This window comes from Nocardia sp. CDC519 (assembly GCF_059509835.1).
The window spans coordinates 4,137,915-4,160,051 of record NZ_CM183377.1 but is presented as its reverse complement, the minus strand read 5'-3'; the positions used below and the strand labels follow the sequence as shown (position 1 = coordinate 4,160,051).

Sequence of the window (22,137 nt, the reverse complement as noted above, 5' to 3'; positions counted from 1 at the left end):
AAGGAGCGACAGATGACGACCAGTGACGTCAGGGCCGAGACCAACGGGCAGATTGCCGTAACCACCGACGGTATGGCGCGCGTGAGCGGTCGGCGACCCATTGACCTGCAACGATCGGCCGGACGACTGCTCAAGACTTCCGTAGAGAAGTTCTACGACGCCGAAGTCGACATCGACTGGGATAGTCCGTGGTTGCCGGATAAGGCGTGGTTCCCCGAGCATCGCCTGTCCCTCTACGGCACCGGTCTGTGGAACCGGCTTTCCGAGGAACAGAAGATCGACCTGGGCAAACATGAGTTGGTGAGCATCCTCAGCTTCGGGATCTACGCCGAGAATTTGCTGAGTATGGCGTTGCTACGGCTGAACACGACGGGTGATCTCGTCGATAACAAGGCCCTATACGCACTTGCCGAGGTTGGCGACGAGAGCCGCCATTCCACAATGTTCGCGCGTCTGATCGCCAAAACGGGGATCCCGCCCTACAAGCTTCCGCCAGGGTTTCTGTCGCTGGCGAAGATCCTGCATTTCGTCCCGCTCGGGCCCTCGATCCAGGGCGCGACCTTGCTGATCGAGGAGATTCTCGATCGGGCACAGCGTGAAGCGATGAACGACGAACGCCTACAACCGCAGGTCCGGCAGTTGATGAAAATTCACGTGCTCGAGGAGGCCCGCCACATCACGTTCGCGCGCTCCGAGCTTGTCGAGGGTATGCGGTCGCGAGGCCGGATCTCGCGGGCATGGCACCGCGGCGTCCTCGCAGTTGTCGCGAACCTGTCCTACCCGATCTTGATCAATCCCAAGCTGTACCGTGCTGTCGGCGTGCATCCTCTGCGGGGGTTCCTCGCTTGCCAATTCGGCCCGCACTACCGGGAGAACCTGCAGTTCATGTCCGAGCCAATGATCCGATTCTTCGATGAGGCAGGAATGATGGAAGGTCGCTTCACGATGTTCCTTTGGCGCCTGACGAGGAGCCTCCCCGACGATATCGCCCGGCGGTGAACAGACTCGGACCGGCGTGAACAGCACCACGCATATTGCTGAGCGCAAGTCGCGCCGTGATATGTTGCGGCGGGCACTCGTCGAATCCCGCGAACTCCTCGGTCCTGCCGCCGGTCCGACATATCCGCAGTAGCTGAGTAGCTATCGAAAATTTGTGGCCACCTGTACCGCACGTGAGCCAACGTTCAGAGGAAATCGATGAGTAATAACCGTTCTGCCAAATACACGGGAAAGACCAATGGTTCGGGAGGTCGTGCAGCGAGCGAGAGGGTGCACACAACAGAGGTCCTCATCGTCGGGAGCGGATTCTCCGGCATGGGAATGGCGATTCAACTGCTGAAATCGGGAATGAATGACTTCTTGATAATCGAGAAGGATTCCGAAATCGGCGGAACCTGGCGCGACAATACATATCCGGGCTGTGCCTGCGATGTCCCTTCTCACATGTACTCGTACTCTTTCGAGCCCAAGCCGGATTGGAGTCACTTGTGGGCAGGACAGGATGAAATTCAGCAGTATCTCCTGAGTCTCGCACGCAAGTACGATCTCTATAGCCGCACGCATTTCGGGCGGGCCTTGCAATCCGGATACTGGGATCCTAGTGATTCCGCGTGGCATGTTGCGACCTCCGACGGCAACGAGTACGTCGCCCGATTCCTGGTTTCAGGCGTAGGCGCACTCCATATACCGAATATCCCCCAGATCAAGGGGCAGAAGAAGTTCGCTGGTGCAGCATTTCACTCGGCGCAGTGGGATCATGACTGCACATTGGATGGCAAGAAGGTCGCTGTTATCGGGACGGGTGCGAGCGCAATCCAATTCGTTCCGGAAATTGCCAAGGTAGCCGACGAACTGCATCTATACCAGCGGACGCCGGCGTGGGTACTGCCCCGTAGGAACGTCAAGGTCCCGAAGGTGATCCAAGCCCTGCTCACGAGGGCGCCGATCCTCGCCAAAGCCCTCCGGACTGCCATCTACTGGTCAGCGGAGTCACTGTCGATAGGACTGAACGGACATATCAATTTCATGCGTCCGCTCGAGAGTGTCGCCAAGTGGAACATAGCGCGGGGAATAGATGATCCCGCGCTGCGCAAGAAGCTCACCCCCACGTATCGCATCGGGTGCAAAAGAATCCTCGGTTCCAGTGACTACTACCCAGCGCTGAATCGGCCCACTACATCCGTCATCACCGACGGGATCGCCGAGATCACCGAGGACGCCATCATATCCCAGTCCGGTGACAAGCGTCCGGTCGACGTGATCATCTATGCCACCGGTTTCCACGTAACCGACGGGTTCGACCACCTCCGGCTCAAGGGTGCGTCCGGTCGTGAACTCTCCTCCGTATGGTCGGACGAAGGGATTCAAACCCATCTCGGCATCACCACCGCAGGTTTCCCGAACTTGTTCTTCCTGCTCGGCCCCAACACCGGGCTCGGTCACAACTCGGTGGTATTCATGATCGAATGCCAGATCAGGTACATCATCGGCGCGATTCGGCTCGCGAAGCAACGTGGCGCAGCTGCGCTCGAGGTGCGTGAACCCGTTCAGCGGGAATTCAACTCGGACATCCAGCGGAAATTGGTGAACGGGGTCTGGAGCAGCGGGGGGTGCACCAGTTGGTACCTCGATGCACAGGGTGTCAATCGGACGGTCTGGCCAGGTTTCACCTGGCAGTATTGGCGGCGTACCCGCAATGTCGCGGACTCTGATTTCGCGTTGGTCGGCGAGTCGACAGGTGATCAAAGCGGCGACCTCCTTCCGAATTCGATCAAGAAGGGTAGCTTGCCGAGATGAGAGAGTTCAGCGACCGAGTCGTCTCGGTAACCGGGGCAGGTTCAGGAATCGGCCGTGCAGTTGCAATTCGACTCGCCGGCGAGGGCGCGCGGCTGGCCATTGCCGACATCGACGGCGAACGGGCCCGCGAAACCGCCTCCATGTGTACCGCGCTGGGTGTCGAATGCCAGCACTATCAGCTCGATGTGGCCGATCGTAGCGCATTCACGGAATATCGTCGTCAGGTCCTCAGCGACTTCGGTTCGGTCAGTATGGTAATCAACAATGCCGGGGTCGCACTCGGCGCCGACATACTGGATATGCAATGGATCGACTTCGAATGGTTGATGTCGATCAATTTCTGGGGAGTCGTGAACGGCACGAAACTATTTCTTCCGGATCTGATCGACTCGGGCGACGGCCATGTTGTCAACGTGTCGAGTGTCTTCGGACTGATGGCCATTCCCAGTCAGAGCGCATATAATGCTTCCAAATTCGCCGTCCGAGGCTTTACCGAGGCGTTGCGCCAGGAGATGCGAATTAACCGGCTACCGGTGGGCGTAACATGCGTGCATCCGGGTGGTGTTCGCACAAATATTGTGCGCGGAGCTCGAGGTGTCGGCGCGATGGGTGATCAGGAGAAGATTGTCGCCGGTTTCGATCGTATAGCGCTCACCACTCCGGAAAGCGCCGCCGAAACGATCCTGAAGGGCGTGCGACGGAACAAACCTCGAGTCCTTATCGGACCCGATGCCCTGGGTTTCGATTTCGTCGCCCGCGCGGTGGGGCCGAGGTATCAGGACCTGAACGCTCCGCTGGCCCGTGTCGGCTATGCGATCGGCCGTCGTTACGGCCTTGTCAAGCGCGACAGTTGAATCTGGGCCACGGGCCGGAATAATAGAGAAGGAATATCCTGGAAGATGAGCATGCCATGTGAACTCACGGTCTCCCGTGTAGTGCAGGAAACAGCGGATGCGGTGTCCATTTGGTTCGAGGTGCCCGAGCAGCAATTGGGCGTATTTGCCTACGACCCCGGGCAGTTTCTTACGTTGCGTATTCCCGGAGCCGGCGACGGGGAATATGTGGCCAGATGCTATTCGCTCTCGAGTTCCCCGCATGCAGACGACTCGCTAGCTGTCACAGTGAAACGCACGGAGGGCGGGTACGGATCTAACTGGCTGTGCGACAACATCAAGGTTGGAGCTGAGGTAACCGTTCTGCCGCCCACCGGGCACTTCACACCGAAAGACCTGGATGCGGACATGGTTCTGTTCGCAGCTGGTAGCGGAATCACCCCGGTGTTATCCATCGTCAAGTCGGCTCTGCTCGAAGGTGGCGGCCATCTCGTTCTCTTCTATGCCAACCAGCATGCCGAGAGCGTCATCTTCGGTGAAGACCTCCGTTACCTCGCCAAGCAGTTTCCCGAGCGACTGACTCTCATCGAGTGGCTGGAGAGCGAGCGTGGGCTACCGGACCGAAGCGCAATCCTTGAAATCTGCCGTGAGTACCGAAATCGGATGTATTTCTTGTGTGGGCCGGCGGCGTTCATGGATTTGGTGGTAGACGCGGCGCGCGAAGCCGGCGTGCAGCACCGGAACCTACACCGAGAAGTATTCCAATCTCTGCACTCCGATCCCTTCGACGTGGAGAACTACGTCAAGGAATCAATGACGAACGAACAAGCCCGTCTAGTAGTATATCTCGATGGTGATCGCGCCGAGCTGGAATGGCCGAAAGATTTGACCCTCGTCGAGGTCTTGTTGAACGAGGGGTACTCGCCTCCGTATTCCTGCCGGGAAGGCGGATGCGGTGCATGTGTGTGCAAGGTTATCGACGGCGATATAGAGATGAGAGTAAACGAGGTACTCGATGATGATGATATCGAGGAAGGTGATCGGCTGGCATGCCAGTCGGTACCCGCCACCAATTCGGTGACTGTGACATTCGACTGACCATGCGTTCGCGCAGGCCCCGTAACGGCGTTCATGCTCGCCCGATCCAGCGCGCAATCGCCGCCCGCGATATCGGTCACTTGTCCGATAGCGTATACTCGGCCAGATGGCGGGCGCACAAAAGCGGATTCGGGAGGTCGGTAGCTCGGTGGTTCGGCGAATTGACGCACGCTCGAGCCGATGGGAAGAGCACCGGGTCCTGGTTCGAGCAGAACTGGTCGACGCAGCGTACCGTGCCTTCGGCAAGTACGGTCCGGACGCGAGCATGGACGACATCGCTCGGGAGGCGGGTGCGACAAAACCCAAGCTGTATCGCCACTTCAAGGACAAACTGGGCCTTCGTGCAGCTGTTATCGAACGTGCGAAGGAACTCATGTGGTCGAATGTGCTTGCTACCGTTGATTTCGGATCCGATCCGATTCGAAGTGTGATGAATCAGCTCGTCGAGCAATACGCGCAGCTGGTCGACGAGCACAAGAACGTCTTCCAGTTTCTCGTTCGTAGTCATTTTAGCGACAATTCATCGGGATCGGATCCAGCTCTTGAGAACGCACGTGAACTGGCAGGTTTCATTGCGGGTCATTTCGTCACGGTTTTGGACACCGCTGGGGCTGACACGTCGGGCATAGACTTGGTGGTGCAGTCGATCGTAGGGGCGAGCCTCTCCGCGACGGATTGGTGGATAAACTCGCAATCCGATCCGACCTCGGCTATGCCGATAAAGGCTTTCGTCGAGCATCTCAGCGCAATCATTTGGGGGATTATCGATTCCTCGGCGCGAGCTCGTGGAATCCGGATAGACCCGGATTCGACTTTGCGGATTGAGAATATTGGACTGATCGAGGCTTAGCTGAGCGAATTCGAGCCAAACGCCGGTCGAAGACGACGCGGGATGAGCTTATCTGCCATAGCGCGGTGACACTGCCGGATTGCATCCCCGCGGGGCAAAAGACCCGTGAGCAATGCCGTTGTCGCGCCATCGCCGGTGGGCGGGACGACCGCCGATCGGCCTGGTCCGCATCGATTGCTCGGTGCGTCAGCGTCGTCGGTGCTGCTCTACCCAACGCAGCAGCTGGTTGGGCTTGCCCGGCTTGTGCATGACAGCTCATGTGTCATTTTTCGGGATTGCTTTCGTGCGAACCTGCGGACCCGAATCGATGGATCCGACGCGAACTTGGTTCAGACCGCCCGCAACCGCTGGCGACCACTTCGCGCTCGACGTTCCTCCGGCCGAGTCCGAGCTACGTTTCGAGAACGTCGCCGCCTACTTGTCGTTGAACCAGCTGCTGTGGAATCAAGGGAAACGAGGATACCGCTGCTTCAATGGCTCGGTACCGCGTTGTGGCATGCAGCTGAGGCATCTGGTCTGAGACCCGCAGAGCCCACCCCGAGATAACGTAGGGCAATCTCGGAGATCCGGCGTGCCGTTTCGGCGCTGTCGCTGGCCGGTAGTACGAGATGGCTGATCGTCAATCGAATGAGCGCATCGACTGCGTCGGCCACGTCATTGGCGTCGATGGTGGGGTAGTGGTGGAGGAACGCGGTGACCAGTCGCTCGGACGCGAGTTGAAGCATGGAGGCAGAGGTTGTCAACAGGGGGAGGACGCCGGTTTCATCGCGCGGGCCGCTACCGGGTGTAGTCAGGACGGCTTTGAGTAAGGGGCTGGTTGCAGCCTCGTCGAGCGTGTAGCGAACTATCGCTCGGATCGATTCAGGCAACGCGCTGCGGTTGGAAGCAAGCAAATCCTCGATCCCGGTCAGGAATTGCTCCGCTTCGTGCAGAACGAGTGCATCTCCAAGCCCTTGCTTGTCGCCGAACTCTCGATACAGCGTGGCGCGTGATACTCCGATCAGACCGGCTACCTCGCCGAATCGTACACGTTCCCAGCCCTTCTCGACCGTCAGGGCGCGGGCGGCGCGGATTGCTGCCTCGCGGAGGTGTCGCCTGAACGACAGCCTCACCGATTCTTCCACCACCCCTCGGATGGTAACAGAACGTGGGTTTTGTTCATGAGTGGACAAACTCCCGGACACTTCGTCATGTCCGCGCGTTGCTTGATCGCGAGCTATGCGCGACAAGCAGCGGAGATCTGATCAATTGTTGACAAAATGGTTCTGATTGTCTCCAATGTAGTTGTATCGCGGTCCTGCTCGAGTCTGATGTTGGGCGCGCGTTAGTCGACAGAGAGGTCTGGCCATGGACAAGGCTTCGGATGCGGTCAGTAGGTTGTCTGACCCAGGCGTGGAGGACTGGGTGCGCTCGTTCCGGCTCCTGGAATCCGGATCGCCAGAGTTGCCGCCGCACCATCCCGACTGTCTTGGTTGTGGGCCGGCCAACCCGCACGGACATTCCCTATCGGTGCGGCGTTGCGAGGGCGGCGTCGTTGCTCACCATCTTTTCGACCAGCGTCATGTCGGAGCGCCGGGGATCGCGCACGGTGGCGCGGTGGCGACCGTCATCGACGACCTGTTCGGCTTCTTGCTGTACACGGTCGGCGAACTCGCCGTGACCCGGAATCTCGACATGGATTATCTCGCCCCGGTACTGCTCGATACCCCCTACACGCTGCACGCCGAGGTACGGTCGCGGCATGGCCGTAAGTTGAATCTCGCGGCCAGGATGGAGGATCTAGAAGGGCGCTCGGTCACTACGGCAACCGCCGTGTTCATCGTGGTCGAGGCCGAACACTTCCTGCAGTCGCGGGCGAAGGCTCGGAGGCAGGCGTGACTGCTGGACCAACTGAGAGGGAACTACTCCTCGACGTCTTGCTGACCGATCACGGCTCAGCCGGCCCCTACGAGGCGTTCCGACGCTTGCGCGAGACTCAGCCCGTGCTTGTCACGCGATCGGGGGTCCTGGTACTGAGTCGCTACGACGACTGCGCAGCTGCGCTCCGTAACCGTAGCCTCGGCAAGGCCGACGAGTCGCTGGGATTCGGCTTGTCGGAGATTCCCGAAGAGTTGCAACGTCAGGCTATGCATCGATTCCGGCGCACCATGCTGTTCCGCAACCCGCCTGACCACCACCGGCTGCGTCGGCTGGTCGCTGACGTTTTCACCCCTCGGCACATCGACGAGTTGCGAGGCCGCGTTGTCACGCAGATCCGTGATCTGATCGATGTCATCGAGGACCAGGGTTCCGCCGATATCATCAGCGATCTCGCCCTCCCGCTGCCCGTGAATGTAATAGGCGATCTTCTTGGAGTGCCAGTGACCGATCGAGCCGTGGCCGCTCCTCTGGTACGCGCCCTGGTCGCCTCGCTCGAGCCCAGCGCGGACGCCGCGGCGCTGACTGCCGCGTGTGAAGCGGAAGACCAACTCGCAACGTACTTCACAGACCTCCTGGCGGCCAAACGCGCCCACCCGGACGACGACCTGCTCAGCCGTCTCGCCGTGGCGCATGGCGACGACGTCTTGGACGACGACGAATGCGTTGGCACCGCGATACTGTTGTTCGCGGCAGGGTTCGAAACCACCACAAACCTCATCGGTAACGGCGTTGCTGCACTGCTCGCCCATCCCAGCCAAATGGACCTATTGCGGGCCAGGCCCGATCTGGCGAGCAACGCCGTCGAAGAATTGTTGCGTTACGACTCGCCGGTCCAGACCAATGGGCGCACGGTGCTCGAGCCAACACGGGTGGCAGGAGTCGACCTGGATCCTGGCCAGGTTGTATTGACCTTGCTCGGGGCGGCCAACCGAGACCCGGACCGATTCTGCGACCCCGATAGCCTCGATATCACCCGAACCGGGACCCCGCCGCTATCGTTCGGTGCCGGCATTCACTTTTGTCTTGGCGCGCCGTTGGCGCGGCTCGAAGGAGCCGTACTGTTCCCACTCCTCACGGCGCGTTTTCCCGGTCTTAGGCTCGTCGAACAACCTCGCTGGCGTACGGGGTTGTCCTTTCGCGGGCTGTCGAGTCTGAAGGTGGTCACCGGATGCTGATCCAGCCTTACCCGCACCTGAAGGGCGGCCATTGTGGTTCGGGTGCGTTGCGCGATCTTATGTCCTGGGCCGGGCTTGGCTGGGACGGCGAGCTGAGCGAAGGACTCGTGTTCACACTCGGCGGCGCACTCGATTTCGCTTACCTGCGCGCCGATGCGATCAATCCTCCGATATACCTGGTGGGGCGTGGTGGGGATTTGGAGGTCGACCTGTTGAGGCGCCTCGGTGCGAAGACCGAACTACGTCAGACCGAGGATCCCGACCTCGGTTGGAAATGGGTGAGGACCGAACTGGACTCCGGACGGCCCGTCATGGTCTGGGCCGACATCGCTGAACTCCCATACCTGCGGGTACGACTGCGCATGAGCCGCCACGACATCGTTATCGTCGGCTATGATGACGAGGCTCGCGAGGCGTATATCGTCGACAACGACCGCGATGAGATCCAGACGGTGTCGTATGACGCATTGGCACGGGCACGAGCCTCCACGGGGTTCCCGACACCCACACGCCACGCCACGTACATAGTCGATTGGCCCTCCGACGTGCCTGACCTCCCGTCCATGGCTGCCGCAGCGCTCGAACAATCGGCGGCAACCCTGAAACATGGGGGCCCCAGTTCGATTGCCGCGCCGGCCTCGAACGGTGTCTCCGGCACCGGGCTCGACGGCGTTCGCCGCTTCGCTGAAGACGTCTCCCGTTGGCCCGACATCTTCGGAGACGAAGACCTCGAGGCTGTGCTCAGGTCACTCGCTGCCTTCATCGAAAAAGCGGGTACCGGAGGCGGTCTGTTTCGACGCCTCATCGCTCAAGGGTGCGTCGATCTCGCCGATTACACGCGCAATCCGAAGGTTCACGCGGCCGCACGCGCAGCACGGCTGGCCGCACAGTCTTGGACGAGGCTCGCCCATATCGCCGTCTCCGATGAAACCCCATCGCGACGCTCGGTTCAGGTAGCCCGGCATGCCGCCGTGCTGCCAGAGTTGGAGGAAACCTTGGCAGATCTTCTCGCCGCCGCCGCCAACTCACTCTGAACCAGCTTGTCTGCAGACAGGTACATCCGCTACGGCTTCGAGACCGGTGGTGAAGTGCGCCTGTGGGGGATGGGGTAGCCCCAGGCGGTGGCCCGGGACCGGGCCGACGACGTCACCATTGAAGCGATGAACTCCCAGCTCCTGGTCGATGTCACCGACCAATCCGCTCTGGACCCGCGCGATATAGCAGAGCGACAGGCATAATAGGGCGCAAAATCCTGCACCGACCGGGACAGTCGCGTCCGCTGGGAGACACGGCTGGAAACCATCACGGTCGTCGCGACCACTGCGCTTGCGCGCCTGGTCGTGTCGGGCATTTGGACGCCGATACCCATGGACGCCGCCGCCTTTGAACCCGGCCACGTCAGCGGCGGGGTCGCCTGTGTGAAAGCGTCCGCACTGCGACGGTGCTCGGGGCCGGTCGATTGCTTTGGGCTCGGCATTCGCAAAGTTGGTGTGGCAGTGGCTGCTCAGTGATGCGCAGGTCAGGAAGGCGCTCGAACACCCTCACTGCCGGACGGCCCGTTTTCGGCCGGGCACTTTCGGTGGGCGGTGAGGAAGTTGTCGACGAGTCGGGCGCAGTCGTCGTGGTCGATGGTGCGTAGTCCGGTGAGGCGGGCGAACACGATCGGGCCGAGGAGTTCGATGATGGCGAAGGTGGTGTCGAGCTCGCCGAGCATCGCGCGGGCGTCGGGGCTGGTGAGTATCTGGTCGAACGGGTGGCGGTATTGCTCGATGACGCGGGCGCGTAGTGAGGTGACGGCGGCCGGGTCGGGGTGGTCCTCGCCGATAGATCCCATCGCCAGCCAGGCCAGGGTGGTCATCTGTACCGGGGCTTGTTCGATGAGGTCGGCCTGGGTGGTGAGCAGCGCCAGGAGCTGCTCACGCACGGGCCCGGTGCCGGTCGGTGCGTCGACCTGGGGAAGCAATCGTTCGAAAGTCGCCGCGAGCAGCTGGGTGGTGCTGCCGAAATGCCGGTAGAGGGTGGCGCGAGCGACTTTCGACACGCGGGTGACCGCCTCGACGGTGACCGCTTCGACACCACCGGTCGACAGCAGATGGGTGGCCGCGTCGAGCAACCGGTTGCGTGAGCGCGCCAGCCGCGGATCGGCCTGCTCCTCGGCGGTGGTGAGCGGGTCGGTCACTGCGGGATCCCGGTCGGTCATGGCCGCGCGCTCCTCCGGTTCGTGTCGTTCAAATCGTGCGAATGTGTGGACATCATCCCACACCCCGACCATTATGATACTGACGGTCTCGCACCGAGACTGGTAGTCTTTAACGTTGGGAGGTGCCGGTGACCAGACCCGGAACGGACACGGTCGAGATCGCCCGCTGGACCAGGGCCCAGTGGTGGATGCTGACGGTGTCGTGCCTGGCGGTGGCGCTGGTCGTCGCGGCGATGGCGGCACTGTATTCGGCGTTGCCGCAGATCGCGGTCGCGACCGGGGCCACCCAAGCCCAGCTGACCTGGATCGTCGACGGCTACACCCTGGTGCTGGCCTGTCTGGTGCTGCCCGCCGGAGCCATCGGCGACCGCTACGGGCGCCGCGCGGTGCTGGTCGCGGGACTGGCGGTATTCGCAGCTGCCTCGGCGCTGCCGCTACTGCTGTCCGACCCGGCCTGGTTGATCGCGGCGCGCGCGCTGGCCGGGGCGGGCGCGGCGCTGGTGATGCCCTCGACACTGTCGATCCTGACCGCGAGCTTCCCTCCTGCTCATCGTGGCCGGGCGGTGGGAGTGTGGGCCGGGGTCGCCGGGTCCGGGGCAGTGCTGGGCATCCTCGGTGCCGGGCTCCTGCTCGAGCGGTGGTCGTGGCTATCGGTGTTCGTCGGGTTGACCGTGGCCGGGGCAGTGCTGGCGGGGTTGGCGTGCACCATCGCCGAGTCCCGCCAGCGCGAGCATCCGCCGGTGGACTGGGTGGGCGCGGGCGCGGTCGCGGTGGCGGTCGCGGCGATCGTGTTCGCCGCGGTCGAGGTCCCCGCGCGCGGCTGGGCCGACCCGCTCGTCGCCGCCACCGCCGGGATCGGTGTGGCCGCGGCGGTGGCGTTCGTGGTCGTCGAGCTGCGCTCGGCGGCGCCGCTGCTGGATGTGCGGTTGTTCACCCGCCGGGGCTTCGGTGCCGGGTCGCTGTCGGTGACCATCCAGTTCCTGGTCACCTTCGGGGTGTTCCTGCTGCTGGTGCAGTACCTGCAGTTGATCTTCGGTTACGGGCCGCTGGCCTCGGCGCTGGCGCTGGCGCCGATGGTGGTGCCGCTGGTCGCGATCTCGGTGATCGCGCCGTGGCTGTCGAGCCTGGTCGGGTTGCGGGTGATGACTGTGGTCGGCCTGCTCACCATCGCCGCCGGGCTGGTCCTGGTGAGCAGGTTGACCCTGGCCGCGCACTACCTCGATCTGCTGTGGCCGCTGCTGATCATGAGCGCGGGCCTGGGATTGTGTACCGCCCCAGCGACCTATGCCATCGTCGCCGACACCCCCGAGGCCAAACACGGGGTCGCTGCCGCGGTCAACGACGCCGCCCGCGAGATCGGGGCCGCGATCGGGATCGCCGTGGCCGGCAGCGTGCTGGCCGCCGGCTACACCCACCACATCGCGCCCGCGCTGTCCCGGCTGCCTGAGCCCGCCCGCGGCCCGGTCGCCGATTCCCTGGCCGCGGCTCTACAGGTCGCCGACCAGGCAGGACCGGTAGCCGCGCCGTTGGCCGAGTTCGCCAAGGCCGCGTTCGTGCGCGGCAGCGGCCAGGCCGCGCTCACTCTGGCCGCCCTCACCACGATCGGGGCGATCGTGCTGGCATTCCTCGCCCCGGGCCCCACCACCCGCCGATTCCGAACACCACGCCCGCACCCGTCCACCCCATCCCCCTGAGATACCCCTTCTCGTGAAAGACGCCCGTCATGACGGCCTATCGCACGATCATCGTCGACACCGACGGATCCGACCGCTCCTACCATGTGGTCGACCACGCCGCCGAACTCGCCCACGCCACCCACGCCCGGCTCCTGATCATCTGCGCCCGCCACGACATCGACGAACGTGATCTCGGGGCCGACCTCGACCGGCTCGGACCCGACGCCTACCAGCTACGCGGCACCACTCCCACCGACGCCATCCTGCGGACCGCCCACCAGCACGCGATCAGCCACGGCGCCACCAACATCGAAACTCACATCCTGGACCAACCCACCCCACACGCGCTGCTGCACCTGGCCGCCGCCACCGGCGCCGACCTCATCGTCACCGCCGACCCCCACCGGCCACCGCTGCTGGCAAGGCTGCTGACCACCCCACCGATCGAGCTCGCCCGCAAAGCCCACTGCGACATCCTCTTCACCACCACCCCGTAGCCACACATCCCCGCAGAAAGCGCCCATGACCGAGGACACACCCAGCACCGGCACACACGAACCCGGATCCGAAACCTTCGGGAGCGAGAACTGGATCCCTGCCTTTCCAGTGGTCGCACCCGACTCCGCCGACCTCCCGCCCCACCACGACCACTGCCTCGGCTGCGGACCGGCCAACCCACACGGCCACCACCTGCGCCCCCGCCGCGACGCACACGGTGTCCACGCCCACCACCGCTTCGACGCCCGCCACGTCGGCGCCCCCGCGATCGCCCACGGCGGCGCGGTCGCCACCGTCCTCGACGACCTGTTCGGATTCCTGCTCTACAGCGTGGGAGAACTCGCCGTCACCCGCCACCTCGCTATCGACTACCTCGCCCCCGTCCTGCTCGACACCCCCTACACCCTGCGCGCCCACATCCACGCCCGCGACGGCCGCAAACTCCACCTCCAAGCCACCATCGAAAACGACCACGCCCACGTGGTCACCACCGCCACCGCCCTGTTCCTCATCGTCGACATCGACCACTTCCTGAACCCACAACACACCACCCCCGCACACCGATAACGCCCAGCTCTGTTCGGGAAGCAGTTCGGCCAGCAGAACATCGAGATCGACCGGTTCGTCGCGCAAAACATGCGAAAGCGAGACCCTCACCGACCCTGCCCGTGCGTGACGCGTTGCGCGGTCCAGGCAGCCGACGGCTTGGATGACCCCGTTCGGCAAGCTGCTCCTGCAGAACCTGGCGATAGTCGCCGCGTTCGGGCAATGCCCATTACGGCTGGCCGCTGCGCTGGCGCGGGGTCAGGGCCTATGGTGCAGGGAGTCGATGGCTGCCTGCAACCTGGCCGCGGCGTCGGCGGCGATCGGTGCCAGCGCGGGTTGGCCGGTGAGTTGCACCATCAGTTGGGGGTTCATCGCCTCGATGATGATGTCGGTGTCGTTGTCGGGTGAGCGGCGCACGACGACGTTGCAGGGCAGCAGCAGTCCGATCTGGCGGTCGATCTCGACCGCGCGGTGGGCTAGGGGCGGGTTGCAGGCGCCCAGGATGCGGTAGTCCTCCATGTCGTGGCCGAGTTTGGCTTTCAGGGTGGCCTGCATGTCGATCTCGGTGAGCACGCCGAAGCCCTGTTCGGCCAGCGCGCGCTTGGCGGCGTCGACGGCATCGGCGAAGCTGGCGGTCACGGTGGTGGACAGTCCCAGGTCGGTACCGGTGTCGGTCATGTGCGGACTCGCTTTCTCGGTTCGGTGACGCGTGGGGTGTGGCGGTGGTCAGTTGTGCGGGAGCGGGGCCGTGCAGGTCGCGGTGCCGGCGGGCAGGCCGAGGCGGGCCATGAGCAGGCTGGCCGGGCACCAGCCGAGCGCGCTGTAGAGCAGCAGGTTGGCCCCGACCAGGGCGGTCAGTACCAGCCACCACGGTGAGAGTGTCGCGGCCAGGGCGGCGCTGAGCAGGATCAGCGTTCCCGCCAGCAGCGGCACCACTCGGTCGATGGTCCAGGTGCGCGGTCGCGTGGGCAGCGTCATGTGTGCTTCCTCCTTGCCCGGGTCCGTGTCCAGGACCGGGGCGGGTGGGGGTCAGGCCAGGGCGAGGAACAGTTTTTCCAGTTCCTCGACGGTCATCGGGTCGGCGCCTTCGCCGGGTTGTCCGGCCAGGCATTCGCGTAGTCCGGTGGCGACGATCTTGAATCCGGCCCGGTCCAGGGCACGTGAGACCGCCGCGAGCTGGGTGACGACGTCTTTGCAGTCGCGTCCCTGCTCGATCATCGCGATCACGCCCGCGAGCTGTCCGTGTGCGCGACGCAGCCGGTTCAGTACCGGTGCGATGCTGTTCTCGTCGCCGACCATGGTGGTGTCTCCGTTCTCGTGCCGTACCCCCCAGAATACCCTACGGGGTATTTCGGGCGGGGTTTGCGCACGTCAGTGGTGAGCGAAGCTGATGGTGGGCAGCACCCGGGTCAGCCACGCCGGGCTCCACCAGGCGGCGTGCCCGGTCAGGCGCAGCATGACCGGCAACAGCACCAGCCGCACCAGGATCGCGTCGAGCAGGACCGCGACACCCAGGATGATGCCCATCTCCTTGGGCGGGAGCGGGTCGGCCAGGGCGAAGGTGAAGAACACCGCCACCATGACCGCCGCGGCGGCGAAGATGACCCGCCCCGAGTGTGCGAGCCCGTCGACGTGCGCGGCGTGGGGGTCGCCGGTGCGTTCGTAGTGTTCTTTGGCGGTGGCCAGCAGGAACACTGTGTAGTCCATGGCGATGGCGAAGATCATCGCGAAGAAGAACACCGGCCCCCACCCGTCGAGGAACCCCTGTGGGGTGAAGCCGAGCAGTTCGGCGCCGTGCCCGTCCTGGAAGATCAGTTTGGCCACGCCGAACGCGGCCGCGGTCGAGAGCAGGCTGACCAGGGTGCCCAGAGCCGCGATGAGCGGGGCCTGCAACGCGATCAGCAACAACACGAATCCGAGCACCAAGATGATGCCCACCACGATCGGCAGATAGTCGTCGAGGGTTTGTTGCAGGTCGAGGTTTTCTGCCGCCGCGCCACCGACCACCGCGTCGGCGGGCAGGTCGGCGCGCAGCTGGTCGAGGATTCCCGCCATCTGCGGTGCGGAGGGATCGACCGCGGGCATGGCCTGCATCATCACCAGATCAGCGCCGTCGGCGGCGGACTGGGGCGGGGTGAGCATGACGATGCCGTCGCTGGCGCGCGCGATGGCTGCGGTGGCCTGCGCGTCGGCGGCGGGGGTGATGATCGAGAGCATGCCCGGGGCGCCGGGACCCATCTGGCCGGCGATCAGTTCATAGCCTTGGCGCACCGGCGCGTCGGCGGGCACGACCGCGATCGAGGGCATCGCGGTCTTGAGCCCGAACACCGGTGCGGCCAGCCCGATCAGGATGGCCAGCGCCGCCGCGGCCAAGGGCCACGGATGCTTGTGCAGGATCTGGCCCCAACGCGCGAACACCGGCGAGCGATGCTGCTGGCGACGCGCATACGGCAGCGCGGCGGCGTTGACCTTGGCGCCGAGCGCGCCGAGGACGGCGGGCAACAGGGTCAGGGTCGCGGCCAGCACGAACACCACCGCCAGCATGATCCCGACCGCCATGGTCCGCACGGCGGGAGCGGGCACGATCAGCACCGCCGACAAGCTCACCAGCACCGTCAGCCCTGAAAGCAGGACGGCTTTGCCGGCGGTGTCCATTGTTTCGGCGACCGCAGCGCGGGCATCGCCGCTGCGGGCCAGCGCATCGCGGAAGCGCGCGACCAGGAACAGCGCGTAGTCGATGCCCAGGGCCAGGGCGAACATCATGGCGAAGTTCATCGCCCACACCGAAATCGGGGTGATCTGGTTCAGCAGCACCAGCCCCCCCGCGGAGGCGACCAGCCCGGCCAGGGTCAGCAGCAGCGGCAGCCCGGCCGCGACCAGCGACCCGAACGCCAGCACCATGATCGCCAGGGTGACCGGCCACGACAGCATCTCGGCCTGGATCATCGCGTCGTGGTTGGCGGCGTTGAAATCGCTCCACAACGCCGACGCCCCGGTCGGATACACCTCGATCCCGTCTTCGGACAGCGCGGTCAACGCGGCTTTGTGCTCGTCGACGGCTTTGACCATGTCATCGGTGGAGGCATTGGCGCCCGCGATCACGATGCCGGTGTGTCCATCAGGGCTGATCGTGAACCCCGGTTGCGGGGCGATCACCTGCCCAATCCGCTCGTCCCCGGCGAAGACCGCCGTGACCTGCTCGACCACCCGTGCCATCGACGGGTCGCCGATGGTGGCGGTGTCGGAATGGATCACCACCTGCACCGCGGCCGAGGAGTTACCGCCGAAATGCTGCTGGGCGAGTTCTCGGGCGCGGACCGATTCCGAGCCGTTGGCCTGCCACCCGGCCCCGGCCAGGGAGGTGAACACACTCGGCGCGGCCGCGCCCAGTGCGATCAGCACCAGCAGCCATATCCCGATCACTGCCCGGGTGCGCCCGGCCATGAACGCGCCCCACCGACCCAGCATTCCTGGCCCGGAAGTCGTGCGGGGTGGTTTCGCCGGGGCGGTATCGAGCTTCGTTTCGGTCATCCGACCCTCCTTTGATACCCCATGGGGTATATTGAATGTCGAGTCCGACCATACCCCAGGGGGTATAGTTGGGCGCAACCCCTGTCTCTGCGTCGAAGGAGTGCAGCGTTATGGGCATCGTCGAATTCATGCGAAGTACCGCCGGGCGCCTGGCCCGCATCGCCGCCGGAATCGTGGTAATCGCGGCGGGTTTGCTCCTCGTGGGCGGGACCGCCGGGATCGTGGTGGCGATCATCGGGCTGGTCCCGATCGCGGCGGGAGTGTTCAACTTCTGCTTGCTCGGTCCGGTGTTCGGAGTCGACCTGCAGGGCCGACCCCGCAGCAGCCACTGATCGGCCCAACTTTCGCACCGCATCAAAACCCTGCGCGGCGGCCCACGGCTCGCGCCAAGACACCAGCCGCCGTTCCTACCATTTCCCTCAGGAGGCCGTCGATGGCCGAAATCGACCTCTATCTCGATCCCGTCTGCCCGTTCGCATGGGTGACCTCGCGGTGGCTGCTCGCCGCCGCCGAATCCGGTCCGCACACTGTGCGGCTACAACAGATGAGCTTGGCGGTGCTCAATGAAGGCGGCGACGTCGACGCCGATCACAAGCCGATGATCCAGCGATCACGTCGGCTGGGCCGGGTCTTCGCCGCGGCGACCGACACCGCCGGAAGCGAGGCCTTCGCGCGATTGTATGAGACCCTGGGGACACGACTGCACGTTCGCGGCGACGAGATCGATCATGACGCGATCACCGACGCACTCACCGAGGCCGGCCTGGATCCGGCATTGGCCCAACGTACCGACGACACCACCCTCGACGCCGAACTCGCGAACACCCACCGAGCCAGTCAGGACGCGCTCGGCAGCGCCGGCGGCAGTCCGATCATCGTCATCGACGGACACGGCTTCCACGGCCCCGTCCTGACCGAATCCCCGACCGCGCAGCGCGGCCCGGACCTGCTCGCCGCCCTGGTCACCGCCGCGACCACCCCGGGATTCGCCGCCCTGCATCGCCCCTACCAAGGCCCGCCGAGAATCAACGGCGCCGCCACCGAGGAGGGTCACTGATGTGCTCACCGGCCCGATGCCCCGCCTGCGGCAAAACCACCTGGTCCGGCTGCGGCGCCCGCATTGAGGCCCTCCGCGCCAGGTCATCCCCGATAACTGGTGCCGGACAGCGAGTGGCCGAAGCCAGGGCGGCATCGGTCACCAAAATGGTGGCGTTCACGGGGCTTCTCTGCGAGGCGGAACCATCACGCCCTTTCAGGGATTCGGTGACCATTTGAGTGTTCGCGGTGATTACATAGGCAGTCTCGCCCAGTTCAACAGTGTGCGCCCTCGTTATCGCTGGTGACCGCAGGTTGAAGCTCGCTGCCCCAGCTCCATGGCCGGGGTACGAGAGTCGGTGACGGCGACGGTGGGACCCGAAAATGATTCTGACCTAGCTGTTCAATCTGTGTTGTCCGTGAGGTCGCCGTTAACATGGCGCCTAGCCCTCGACGTTCGAGATTTGGCAGAAGCGCGTACCGAAGCAGTACGGGGGCAGCAGTCCCCGGCTCCTCGACGTCGTGTCGTGTCGGTGTGTCATGGATTACATTGTGGTCTGGGGCCGGAATACCGTTGCGGAGTGGCAATGAGCAACGCATGACGATCCTGCCGTAATGTTTCGACTCGTCCGGTAGCGGCGGTTGGCGTGGAATCGTCGAACTATGGGTGCTGGAGGAGGGCAATGTAGTCCGAGAATGCCCGGGTAAGTGCATCGAGTGCCGCTTTCCCTTTGGTGTCGGTGGCTGCTGAGGGACGTCCGATGATGCCATTGCTGGTGTACGCGCCCATGCCGAGTAGATGGAGATGCTGCCGGGCCGGAGCGTCGTGGTCGGAGTCCCGGAAGGAAGGCCGGACCAGCTCGGGTGCCGCGTGGAGCAGTATCGAGGTTTCGAGTTCGCCGCCGTGCATGTCGTCGTGGGAGTCGGTGTCCATCCCGGCGGCGACCCGGGCTTGGTTCCAATCGTCGCGGCCGGGGTAGATGACCACGTTGCGGCCGGTGATGTTCGCTTCCTGGGCGATGTTATTGAGGACGTAGTTGCCTCCGTGTGCATTGACCAGCACCAGAGTGGTGATGCCGGAGCGCGCGAGGGAGGCGCGGATATCGGTGATCACCGCGGTGAGGGTGGTGTGGCTGAGGCTGAGGGTGCCGGCGAACTGTTCGTGCTCATGGGAGCAGGAGATGGTCACTGGTGGCAGGAGGAAGAGGGGATAGGCGTCGGCAAGGGCGCGGGCGATCAGGCAGGCGATGATCGTGTCCGTGGAGAGCGGGAGGTGGTCACCGTGCTGTTCGAAGCTGCCGACCGGCAAGACCGCAATCGTCGGCATGGCGCGGGCGATGTCGGTCGAGGTTGCGGTGGTGATCAGCTCCACTCGGAGGGCTCCTACTCTCGCTAGGGATGCGCACGTTGCACGGCACGGACGCAGTGCGCCAGCTCCCGGGCAATATCCGGCTGGCCCGCCGCGACCAGGACGTTTTCGGTGGCGTGTAGCTGTGCCAGTGTTCGGTGCGACCGGGTGTCGGCGACGATGGTAGCCGCGTAACTCGCCGCCTCCAGGGTCTCCTCCCACGAACCTACTCCGGCATAGGCGGTGCACAGGCGCGCAAGCCCCATCCCGAGGTCGCGGCGGCTTTCGGTGCTCCACGCGGCCAAGCGCGGCTGGAGGATCGCCAGAGCTTGCTCGGGTTGCCCGAGTCCGATCCAGCAGTGCGCAGCCTCCATCGTGACGTACTCCGGTGAGCAGTAGCCGGCGAGATCATCCGGATCAGTAGTCGCTTCCGCTGCGGCTTCAGTGGCGCGGGCCAGCGCGTCGACACATTCCCGCATGTCCTCGCGCGCCTTCGAGTGGGTCGCGCGTAGGGCTGAAACATGGGCCCGTTGGCGAAGGAGTGCGGCTTGTTGGCGTGAGGTGAGCGCAGCGGAATGGGCCAGCGCGGCGTCGATGAATTGTTTCGCCTTGCTCGGGTCGCCGGCATCGGTGGCGATGTTCGAGCTGCGCATCAGCGTGTACGCGCGGAACTGGGCATCCTCGGCATGCTGTGCGTGGTTCAGCGCGATTCGGGACCAGTGGCCAGCGGTGTCGAGGTCTCCGCAGTCCTGATAGAGCCAGCTCAGGAATTCGGCGTAGCGGCCTGCGGTGTATAGCAGCCGGTGGGGTCCGCGATTTCGGGCGGAGGTCAGCCGGTCATTGATGAAGGCGAAGTCATGGCGGACGACTTCGATCACGCCGTGTGGTCCGGCCAGTTGGTCACGGGCGGAGTACCCGCCTAGATTGGTGAGCAGGGTGTCGGCCAACTGGTCCTCCGTGGGGGCGGATACCAACGCCGCGAGTCGCGGGGGGAGCAGGCTGGGTTTCCTCGGCGAACGCGCTGGCGAGACGTTCTCGTCAGGTGGGGTGGGCAGGTCGAACCAGAGGAGCGCCGGCGGTATTCGAAGCGTGCGGGCGTGACTGATGAGTGTGTTGAGGTTGGACACCGGCACGCGACCTGTCTCGATGCGAGAGAGGTATCCCTGGGTGATCGACAGCCACCGCGCCATGTCCTGCTGGGACACCGTTCGCGCGTGGTACGGGTGGTATCGGAACGCGCGGATCACCGCACCGATATCGCGAGCATCCAGTGCCCGGCGCAGGTCGCCCGACCACCACGCATGGTCAGGCAGGTCTGGCACCTGGTCAGCGTTTCCTCGGCACCTCACGCACAGCATCGTCGACCCGGGACGGCCGCCGCACCATGGGCATCGGTCATTCGGGACGTGAGGATCAGTGATCATTCGGGCCTTCCCCTTGCCGGGACCATATTCCTCGGATGAATAAGACCTATTCATTTTCGGCGCTTCTACGCCTGTTCTCGCATCCACAGAATCGTAGCCAAGAACCAGCAGCCCAACAGGTTTCAACCCAGCGGGCCAAAAGATCGAGTAGCCAGAGCGTCGCACTGCTCCAGGCCGAGGCGCGGACGTCTCAGCCCGGAGCGCGTCCCGTCGCTGTTAGCCCGCGAGTTGAGTTGATCGAGTGAGGAATACATGTCTTCTCCTGTGTCGCTGACCGGAGTGCGAGCGCCCGTCGGTGTGGATACCAGCCGGGCGAGTATCGCCCGCGTCTATGACTACTCGTTGGGCGGCAAGGACAACTACGACGTCGATCGCGCTGCGTTCGAACAAATCCTCCGGGTAGCGCCACGGCAGCGTGATGTGTCGAAGATGAACCGTCGTTGGCTGCATCGAGTAGCCAGGTACCTGGCCGGGGTAGCCGGCATCGACCAGTTCCTGGATATCGGCGCCGGACTCCCGACAGCCTGCAACACCCACGAGATCGTTCGAGAGCAGAACCCGTGCGCGACGGTCGTGTACGTGGACAACGATCCCGTCTGCATCGCGCACGGGCAGGCAATGCTCGCGAGAAACGACTACACGCGGTTCGTGCCCGCGGATCTGACCAAGCCGGACACGGTGCTCGGGAATGACGAAGTCTCCCGTTACCTCGACCTCGAGCGCCCGTTGGGGTTGATTCTGTGCGGGATTCTGCATCACGTCGACGATGAACTCGATCCCGTCGGCATCATGCGTCGATACACCGACGCGCTGCCGCCGGGTTCCTACGTTGCCATCACCCATTTTTGGAACCCGGATGACGGCTCCGACCTCGCGGATCTGGCGGTGCGACTGCAGCGGCAGTTCGTGGAGATGGGCTTGGGTTCGGGATGGTATCGCACGCGAGAACAGCTCATGTCGTACTTCGGTGGTCTGGAGCTGATCAAGCCTGGTCTGGTGGAGCTCGAGGAGTGGTGGCCGATGGGACCGTCAGTGCGCGAGCGGTTCCCGGAAGAACGGCTGATGCTCGGCGGGGTCGCCATCAAGAAGTCGTCGTCAGTGGCGGGGAACCCCTTCATCCGGCGAAATGCTGACGCTCAGCGCCAGCGCTCGCACGAAACCTGCTGGCGTTACTGATTTCTCAATCTCCAATGCACGAAGGGCTGAG

At 64.1% G+C, this 22,137-nt stretch carries 23 protein-coding genes; 15 read left to right on the top strand and 8 right to left on the bottom strand.

Annotated features, from left to right (window positions below; genetic code table 11):
* The first annotated feature begins 12 nt into the window (after positions 1 to 12).
* From AC5W7N_RS18675 to AC5W7N_RS18655, 5 genes are all read left to right on the top strand, one after another.
* Positions 13 to 999, top strand: a complete 987-nt coding sequence (locus AC5W7N_RS18675) for an AurF N-oxygenase family protein (protein WP_014349814.1) — start codon at positions 13 to 15, stop codon at positions 997 to 999.
* A 315-nt stretch (positions 1,000 to 1,314) separates the two neighbouring features.
* Complete coding sequence (locus AC5W7N_RS18670) at positions 1,315 to 2,796, top strand: flavin-containing monooxygenase (RefSeq protein ID WP_228781083.1); 1,482 nt, start codon at positions 1,315 to 1,317, stop codon at positions 2,794 to 2,796.
* On the top strand, positions 2,793 to 3,650 hold the full coding sequence (locus AC5W7N_RS18665) for an SDR family NAD(P)-dependent oxidoreductase (protein WP_014349816.1): 858 nt from the start codon (positions 2,793 to 2,795) through the stop codon (positions 3,648 to 3,650). Before AC5W7N_RS18670 ends, AC5W7N_RS18665 begins: the two co-directional genes overlap by 4 nt.
* A 45-nt stretch (positions 3,651 to 3,695) precedes the next feature.
* Entirely contained in the window at positions 3,696 to 4,727 is a 1,032-nt protein-coding gene (locus AC5W7N_RS18660; protein WP_014349817.1) for a ferredoxin--NADP reductase, read from the top strand.
* Positions 4,728 to 4,833: 106 nt separating this feature from the next.
* Entirely contained in the window at positions 4,834 to 5,577 is a 744-nt protein-coding gene (locus tag AC5W7N_RS18655; RefSeq protein WP_495921939.1) for a TetR/AcrR family transcriptional regulator, read from the top strand.
* A gap of 470 nt (positions 5,578 to 6,047) precedes the next feature.
* Here AC5W7N_RS18655 and AC5W7N_RS18650 read toward each other — a convergent pair whose 3' ends face one another.
* Positions 6,048 to 6,704 carry a TetR/AcrR family transcriptional regulator gene (locus AC5W7N_RS18650; protein WP_171048474.1) on the bottom strand — a complete coding sequence of 219 codons (657 nt, stop codon included), beginning with the start codon at positions 6,702 to 6,704 and terminating at the stop codon, positions 6,048 to 6,050.
* Positions 6,705 to 6,924: 220 nt separating this feature from the next.
* Between AC5W7N_RS18650 and AC5W7N_RS18645 the strand changes: the two genes are divergently transcribed.
* From AC5W7N_RS18645 to AC5W7N_RS18635, 3 genes are read left to right on the top strand one after another with little or no spacing between them, the layout of a single operon-like run.
* Positions 6,925 to 7,455, top strand: coding sequence for a PaaI family thioesterase (locus tag AC5W7N_RS18645; protein WP_048833156.1), 531 nt, complete (start codon positions 6,925 to 6,927; stop codon positions 7,453 to 7,455).
* A gap of 38 nt (positions 7,456 to 7,493) precedes the next feature.
* Entirely contained in the window at positions 7,494 to 8,672 is a 1,179-nt protein-coding gene (locus tag AC5W7N_RS18640) for a cytochrome P450 (protein WP_178128353.1), read from the top strand.
* Entirely contained in the window at positions 8,666 to 9,706 is a 1,041-nt protein-coding gene (locus AC5W7N_RS18635; RefSeq protein ID WP_014349822.1) for a BtrH N-terminal domain-containing protein, read from the top strand. Before AC5W7N_RS18640 ends, AC5W7N_RS18635 begins: the two co-directional genes overlap by 7 nt.
* 485 nt (positions 9,707 to 10,191) lie before the next feature.
* On the opposite strand, the gene AC5W7N_RS18630 is transcribed toward AC5W7N_RS18635, so the two are convergent.
* Positions 10,192 to 10,872 (bottom strand): TetR/AcrR family transcriptional regulator, encoded by a 681-nt coding sequence (locus AC5W7N_RS18630; protein WP_014349823.1) that lies wholly within the window; start codon positions 10,870 to 10,872, stop codon positions 10,192 to 10,194.
* A 188-nt stretch (positions 10,873 to 11,060) separates the two neighbouring features.
* On the opposite strand from AC5W7N_RS18630, the gene AC5W7N_RS18625 reads away from it, so the two are divergent.
* From AC5W7N_RS18625 to AC5W7N_RS18615, 3 genes are read left to right on the top strand one after another with little or no spacing between them, the layout of a single operon-like run.
* The gene (locus AC5W7N_RS18625) at positions 11,061 to 12,566 is read left to right on the top strand and encodes an MFS transporter (RefSeq protein ID WP_048833996.1); all 1,506 of its coding nucleotides are present in this window, start codon (positions 11,061 to 11,063) and stop codon (positions 12,564 to 12,566) included.
* 29 nt (positions 12,567 to 12,595) lie between these two features.
* The gene (locus tag AC5W7N_RS18620) at positions 12,596 to 13,045 is read left to right on the top strand and encodes a universal stress protein (RefSeq protein WP_014349825.1); all 450 of its coding nucleotides are present in this window, start codon (positions 12,596 to 12,598) and stop codon (positions 13,043 to 13,045) included.
* A gap of 25 nt (positions 13,046 to 13,070) precedes the next feature.
* Entirely contained in the window at positions 13,071 to 13,613 is a 543-nt protein-coding gene (locus AC5W7N_RS18615) for a PaaI family thioesterase (RefSeq protein WP_014349826.1), read from the top strand.
* 237 nt (positions 13,614 to 13,850) lie between these two features.
* Here the strand turns inward: AC5W7N_RS18615 and AC5W7N_RS18610 are convergent, their stop codons facing one another.
* The 4 genes from AC5W7N_RS18610 to AC5W7N_RS18595 all read right to left on the bottom strand — a co-directional run bounded on the left by AC5W7N_RS18610 (position 13,851) and on the right by AC5W7N_RS18595 (position 17,123).
* Positions 13,851 to 14,270, bottom strand: coding sequence for a DUF302 domain-containing protein (locus tag AC5W7N_RS18610; protein WP_014349827.1), 420 nt, complete (start codon positions 14,268 to 14,270; stop codon positions 13,851 to 13,853).
* Between the two features lie 48 nt (positions 14,271 to 14,318).
* Positions 14,319 to 14,570, bottom strand: coding sequence for a YgaP family membrane protein (locus AC5W7N_RS18605; protein ID WP_014349828.1), 252 nt, complete (start codon positions 14,568 to 14,570; stop codon positions 14,319 to 14,321).
* 51 nt (positions 14,571 to 14,621) lie between these two features.
* Complete coding sequence (locus tag AC5W7N_RS18600) at positions 14,622 to 14,891, bottom strand: metal-sensitive transcriptional regulator (RefSeq protein ID WP_014349829.1); 270 nt, start codon at positions 14,889 to 14,891, stop codon at positions 14,622 to 14,624.
* A gap of 72 nt (positions 14,892 to 14,963) precedes the next feature.
* Entirely contained in the window at positions 14,964 to 17,123 is a 2,160-nt protein-coding gene (locus AC5W7N_RS18595; protein ID WP_163814780.1) for an MMPL family transporter, read from the bottom strand.
* Positions 17,124 to 17,233: 110 nt separating this feature from the next.
* On the opposite strand from AC5W7N_RS18595, the gene AC5W7N_RS18590 reads away from it, so the two are divergent.
* From AC5W7N_RS18590 to AC5W7N_RS18580, 3 genes are all read left to right on the top strand, one after another.
* Entirely contained in the window at positions 17,234 to 17,455 is a 222-nt protein-coding gene (locus AC5W7N_RS18590; RefSeq protein WP_014349831.1) for a YgaP family membrane protein, read from the top strand.
* A 101-nt stretch (positions 17,456 to 17,556) separates the two neighbouring features.
* Positions 17,557 to 18,180, top strand: a complete 624-nt coding sequence (locus tag AC5W7N_RS18585) for a mycothiol-dependent nitroreductase Rv2466c family protein (protein ID WP_014349832.1) — start codon at positions 17,557 to 17,559, stop codon at positions 18,178 to 18,180.
* Positions 18,180 to 18,398 carry a DUF8730 family Cys-rich protein gene (locus AC5W7N_RS18580; RefSeq protein ID WP_081505341.1) on the top strand — a complete coding sequence of 73 codons (219 nt, stop codon included), beginning with the start codon at positions 18,180 to 18,182 and terminating at the stop codon, positions 18,396 to 18,398. Before AC5W7N_RS18585 ends, AC5W7N_RS18580 begins: the two co-directional genes overlap by 1 nt.
* Before the next feature lie 421 nt (positions 18,399 to 18,819).
* Here AC5W7N_RS18580 and AC5W7N_RS18575 read toward each other — a convergent pair whose 3' ends face one another.
* Both AC5W7N_RS18575 and AC5W7N_RS18570 read right to left on the bottom strand, forming a co-directional pair.
* Complete coding sequence (locus tag AC5W7N_RS18575) at positions 18,820 to 19,530, bottom strand: creatininase family protein (RefSeq protein ID WP_014349833.1); 711 nt, start codon at positions 19,528 to 19,530, stop codon at positions 18,820 to 18,822.
* Positions 19,531 to 19,550: 20 nt separating this feature from the next.
* Positions 19,551 to 20,828 (bottom strand): helix-turn-helix domain-containing protein, encoded by a 1,278-nt coding sequence (locus tag AC5W7N_RS18570; protein ID WP_231856041.1) that lies wholly within the window; start codon positions 20,826 to 20,828, stop codon positions 19,551 to 19,553.
* Between the two features lie 444 nt (positions 20,829 to 21,272).
* Here AC5W7N_RS18570 and AC5W7N_RS18565 point away from each other — a divergent pair, with 444 nt between their 5' ends.
* Positions 21,273 to 22,106 (top strand): SAM-dependent methyltransferase, encoded by an 834-nt coding sequence (locus AC5W7N_RS18565; protein ID WP_228794051.1) that lies wholly within the window; start codon positions 21,273 to 21,275, stop codon positions 22,104 to 22,106.
* The last annotated feature ends 31 nt before the right edge of the window (positions 22,107 to 22,137 follow it).

What these genes read in the sequence shown, in the direction of transcription:
- AC5W7N_RS18645 (WP_048833156.1), top strand. Translation starts at nt 6,925, where the DNA reads ATGGACAAGGCTTCGGATGCGGTCAGTAGGTTGTCTGACCCAGGCGTG.
- AC5W7N_RS18675 (WP_014349814.1), top strand. Translation starts at nt 13, where the DNA reads ATGACGACCAGTGACGTCAGGGCCGAGACCAACGGGCAGATTGCCGTA.
- AC5W7N_RS18665 (WP_014349816.1), top strand. Translation starts at nt 2,793, where the DNA reads ATGAGAGAGTTCAGCGACCGAGTCGTCTCGGTAACCGGGGCAGGTTCA.
- AC5W7N_RS18630 (WP_014349823.1), bottom strand. Translation starts at nt 10,872, where the DNA reads ATGACCGACCGGGATCCCGCAGTGACCGACCCGCTCACCACCGCCGAG.
- AC5W7N_RS18600 (WP_014349829.1), bottom strand. Translation starts at nt 14,891, where the DNA reads ATGGTCGGCGACGAGAACAGCATCGCACCGGTACTGAACCGGCTGCGT.
- AC5W7N_RS18585 (WP_014349832.1), top strand. Translation starts at nt 17,557, where the DNA reads ATGGCCGAAATCGACCTCTATCTCGATCCCGTCTGCCCGTTCGCATGG.
- AC5W7N_RS18655 (WP_495921939.1), top strand. Translation starts at nt 4,834, where the DNA reads ATGGCGGGCGCACAAAAGCGGATTCGGGAGGTCGGTAGCTCGGTGGTT.
- AC5W7N_RS18595 (WP_163814780.1), bottom strand. Translation starts at nt 17,123, where the DNA reads ATGACCGAAACGAAGCTCGATACCGCCCCGGCGAAACCACCCCGCACG.
- AC5W7N_RS18625 (WP_048833996.1), top strand. Translation starts at nt 11,061, where the DNA reads ATGCTGACGGTGTCGTGCCTGGCGGTGGCGCTGGTCGTCGCGGCGATG.
- AC5W7N_RS18620 (WP_014349825.1), top strand. Translation starts at nt 12,596, where the DNA reads ATGACGGCCTATCGCACGATCATCGTCGACACCGACGGATCCGACCGC.
- AC5W7N_RS18660 (WP_014349817.1), top strand. Translation starts at nt 3,696, where the DNA reads ATGAGCATGCCATGTGAACTCACGGTCTCCCGTGTAGTGCAGGAAACA.
- AC5W7N_RS18610 (WP_014349827.1), bottom strand. Translation starts at nt 14,270, where the DNA reads ATGACCGACACCGGTACCGACCTGGGACTGTCCACCACCGTGACCGCC.
- AC5W7N_RS18615 (WP_014349826.1), top strand. Translation starts at nt 13,071, where the DNA reads ATGACCGAGGACACACCCAGCACCGGCACACACGAACCCGGATCCGAA.
- AC5W7N_RS18635 (WP_014349822.1), top strand. Translation starts at nt 8,666, where the DNA reads ATGCTGATCCAGCCTTACCCGCACCTGAAGGGCGGCCATTGTGGTTCG.
- AC5W7N_RS18670 (WP_228781083.1), top strand. Translation starts at nt 1,315, where the DNA reads ATGGGAATGGCGATTCAACTGCTGAAATCGGGAATGAATGACTTCTTG.
- AC5W7N_RS18590 (WP_014349831.1), top strand. Translation starts at nt 17,234, where the DNA reads ATGGGCATCGTCGAATTCATGCGAAGTACCGCCGGGCGCCTGGCCCGC.
- AC5W7N_RS18605 (WP_014349828.1), bottom strand. Translation starts at nt 14,570, where the DNA reads ATGACGCTGCCCACGCGACCGCGCACCTGGACCATCGACCGAGTGGTG.
- AC5W7N_RS18580 (WP_081505341.1), top strand. Translation starts at nt 18,180, where the DNA reads ATGTGCTCACCGGCCCGATGCCCCGCCTGCGGCAAAACCACCTGGTCC.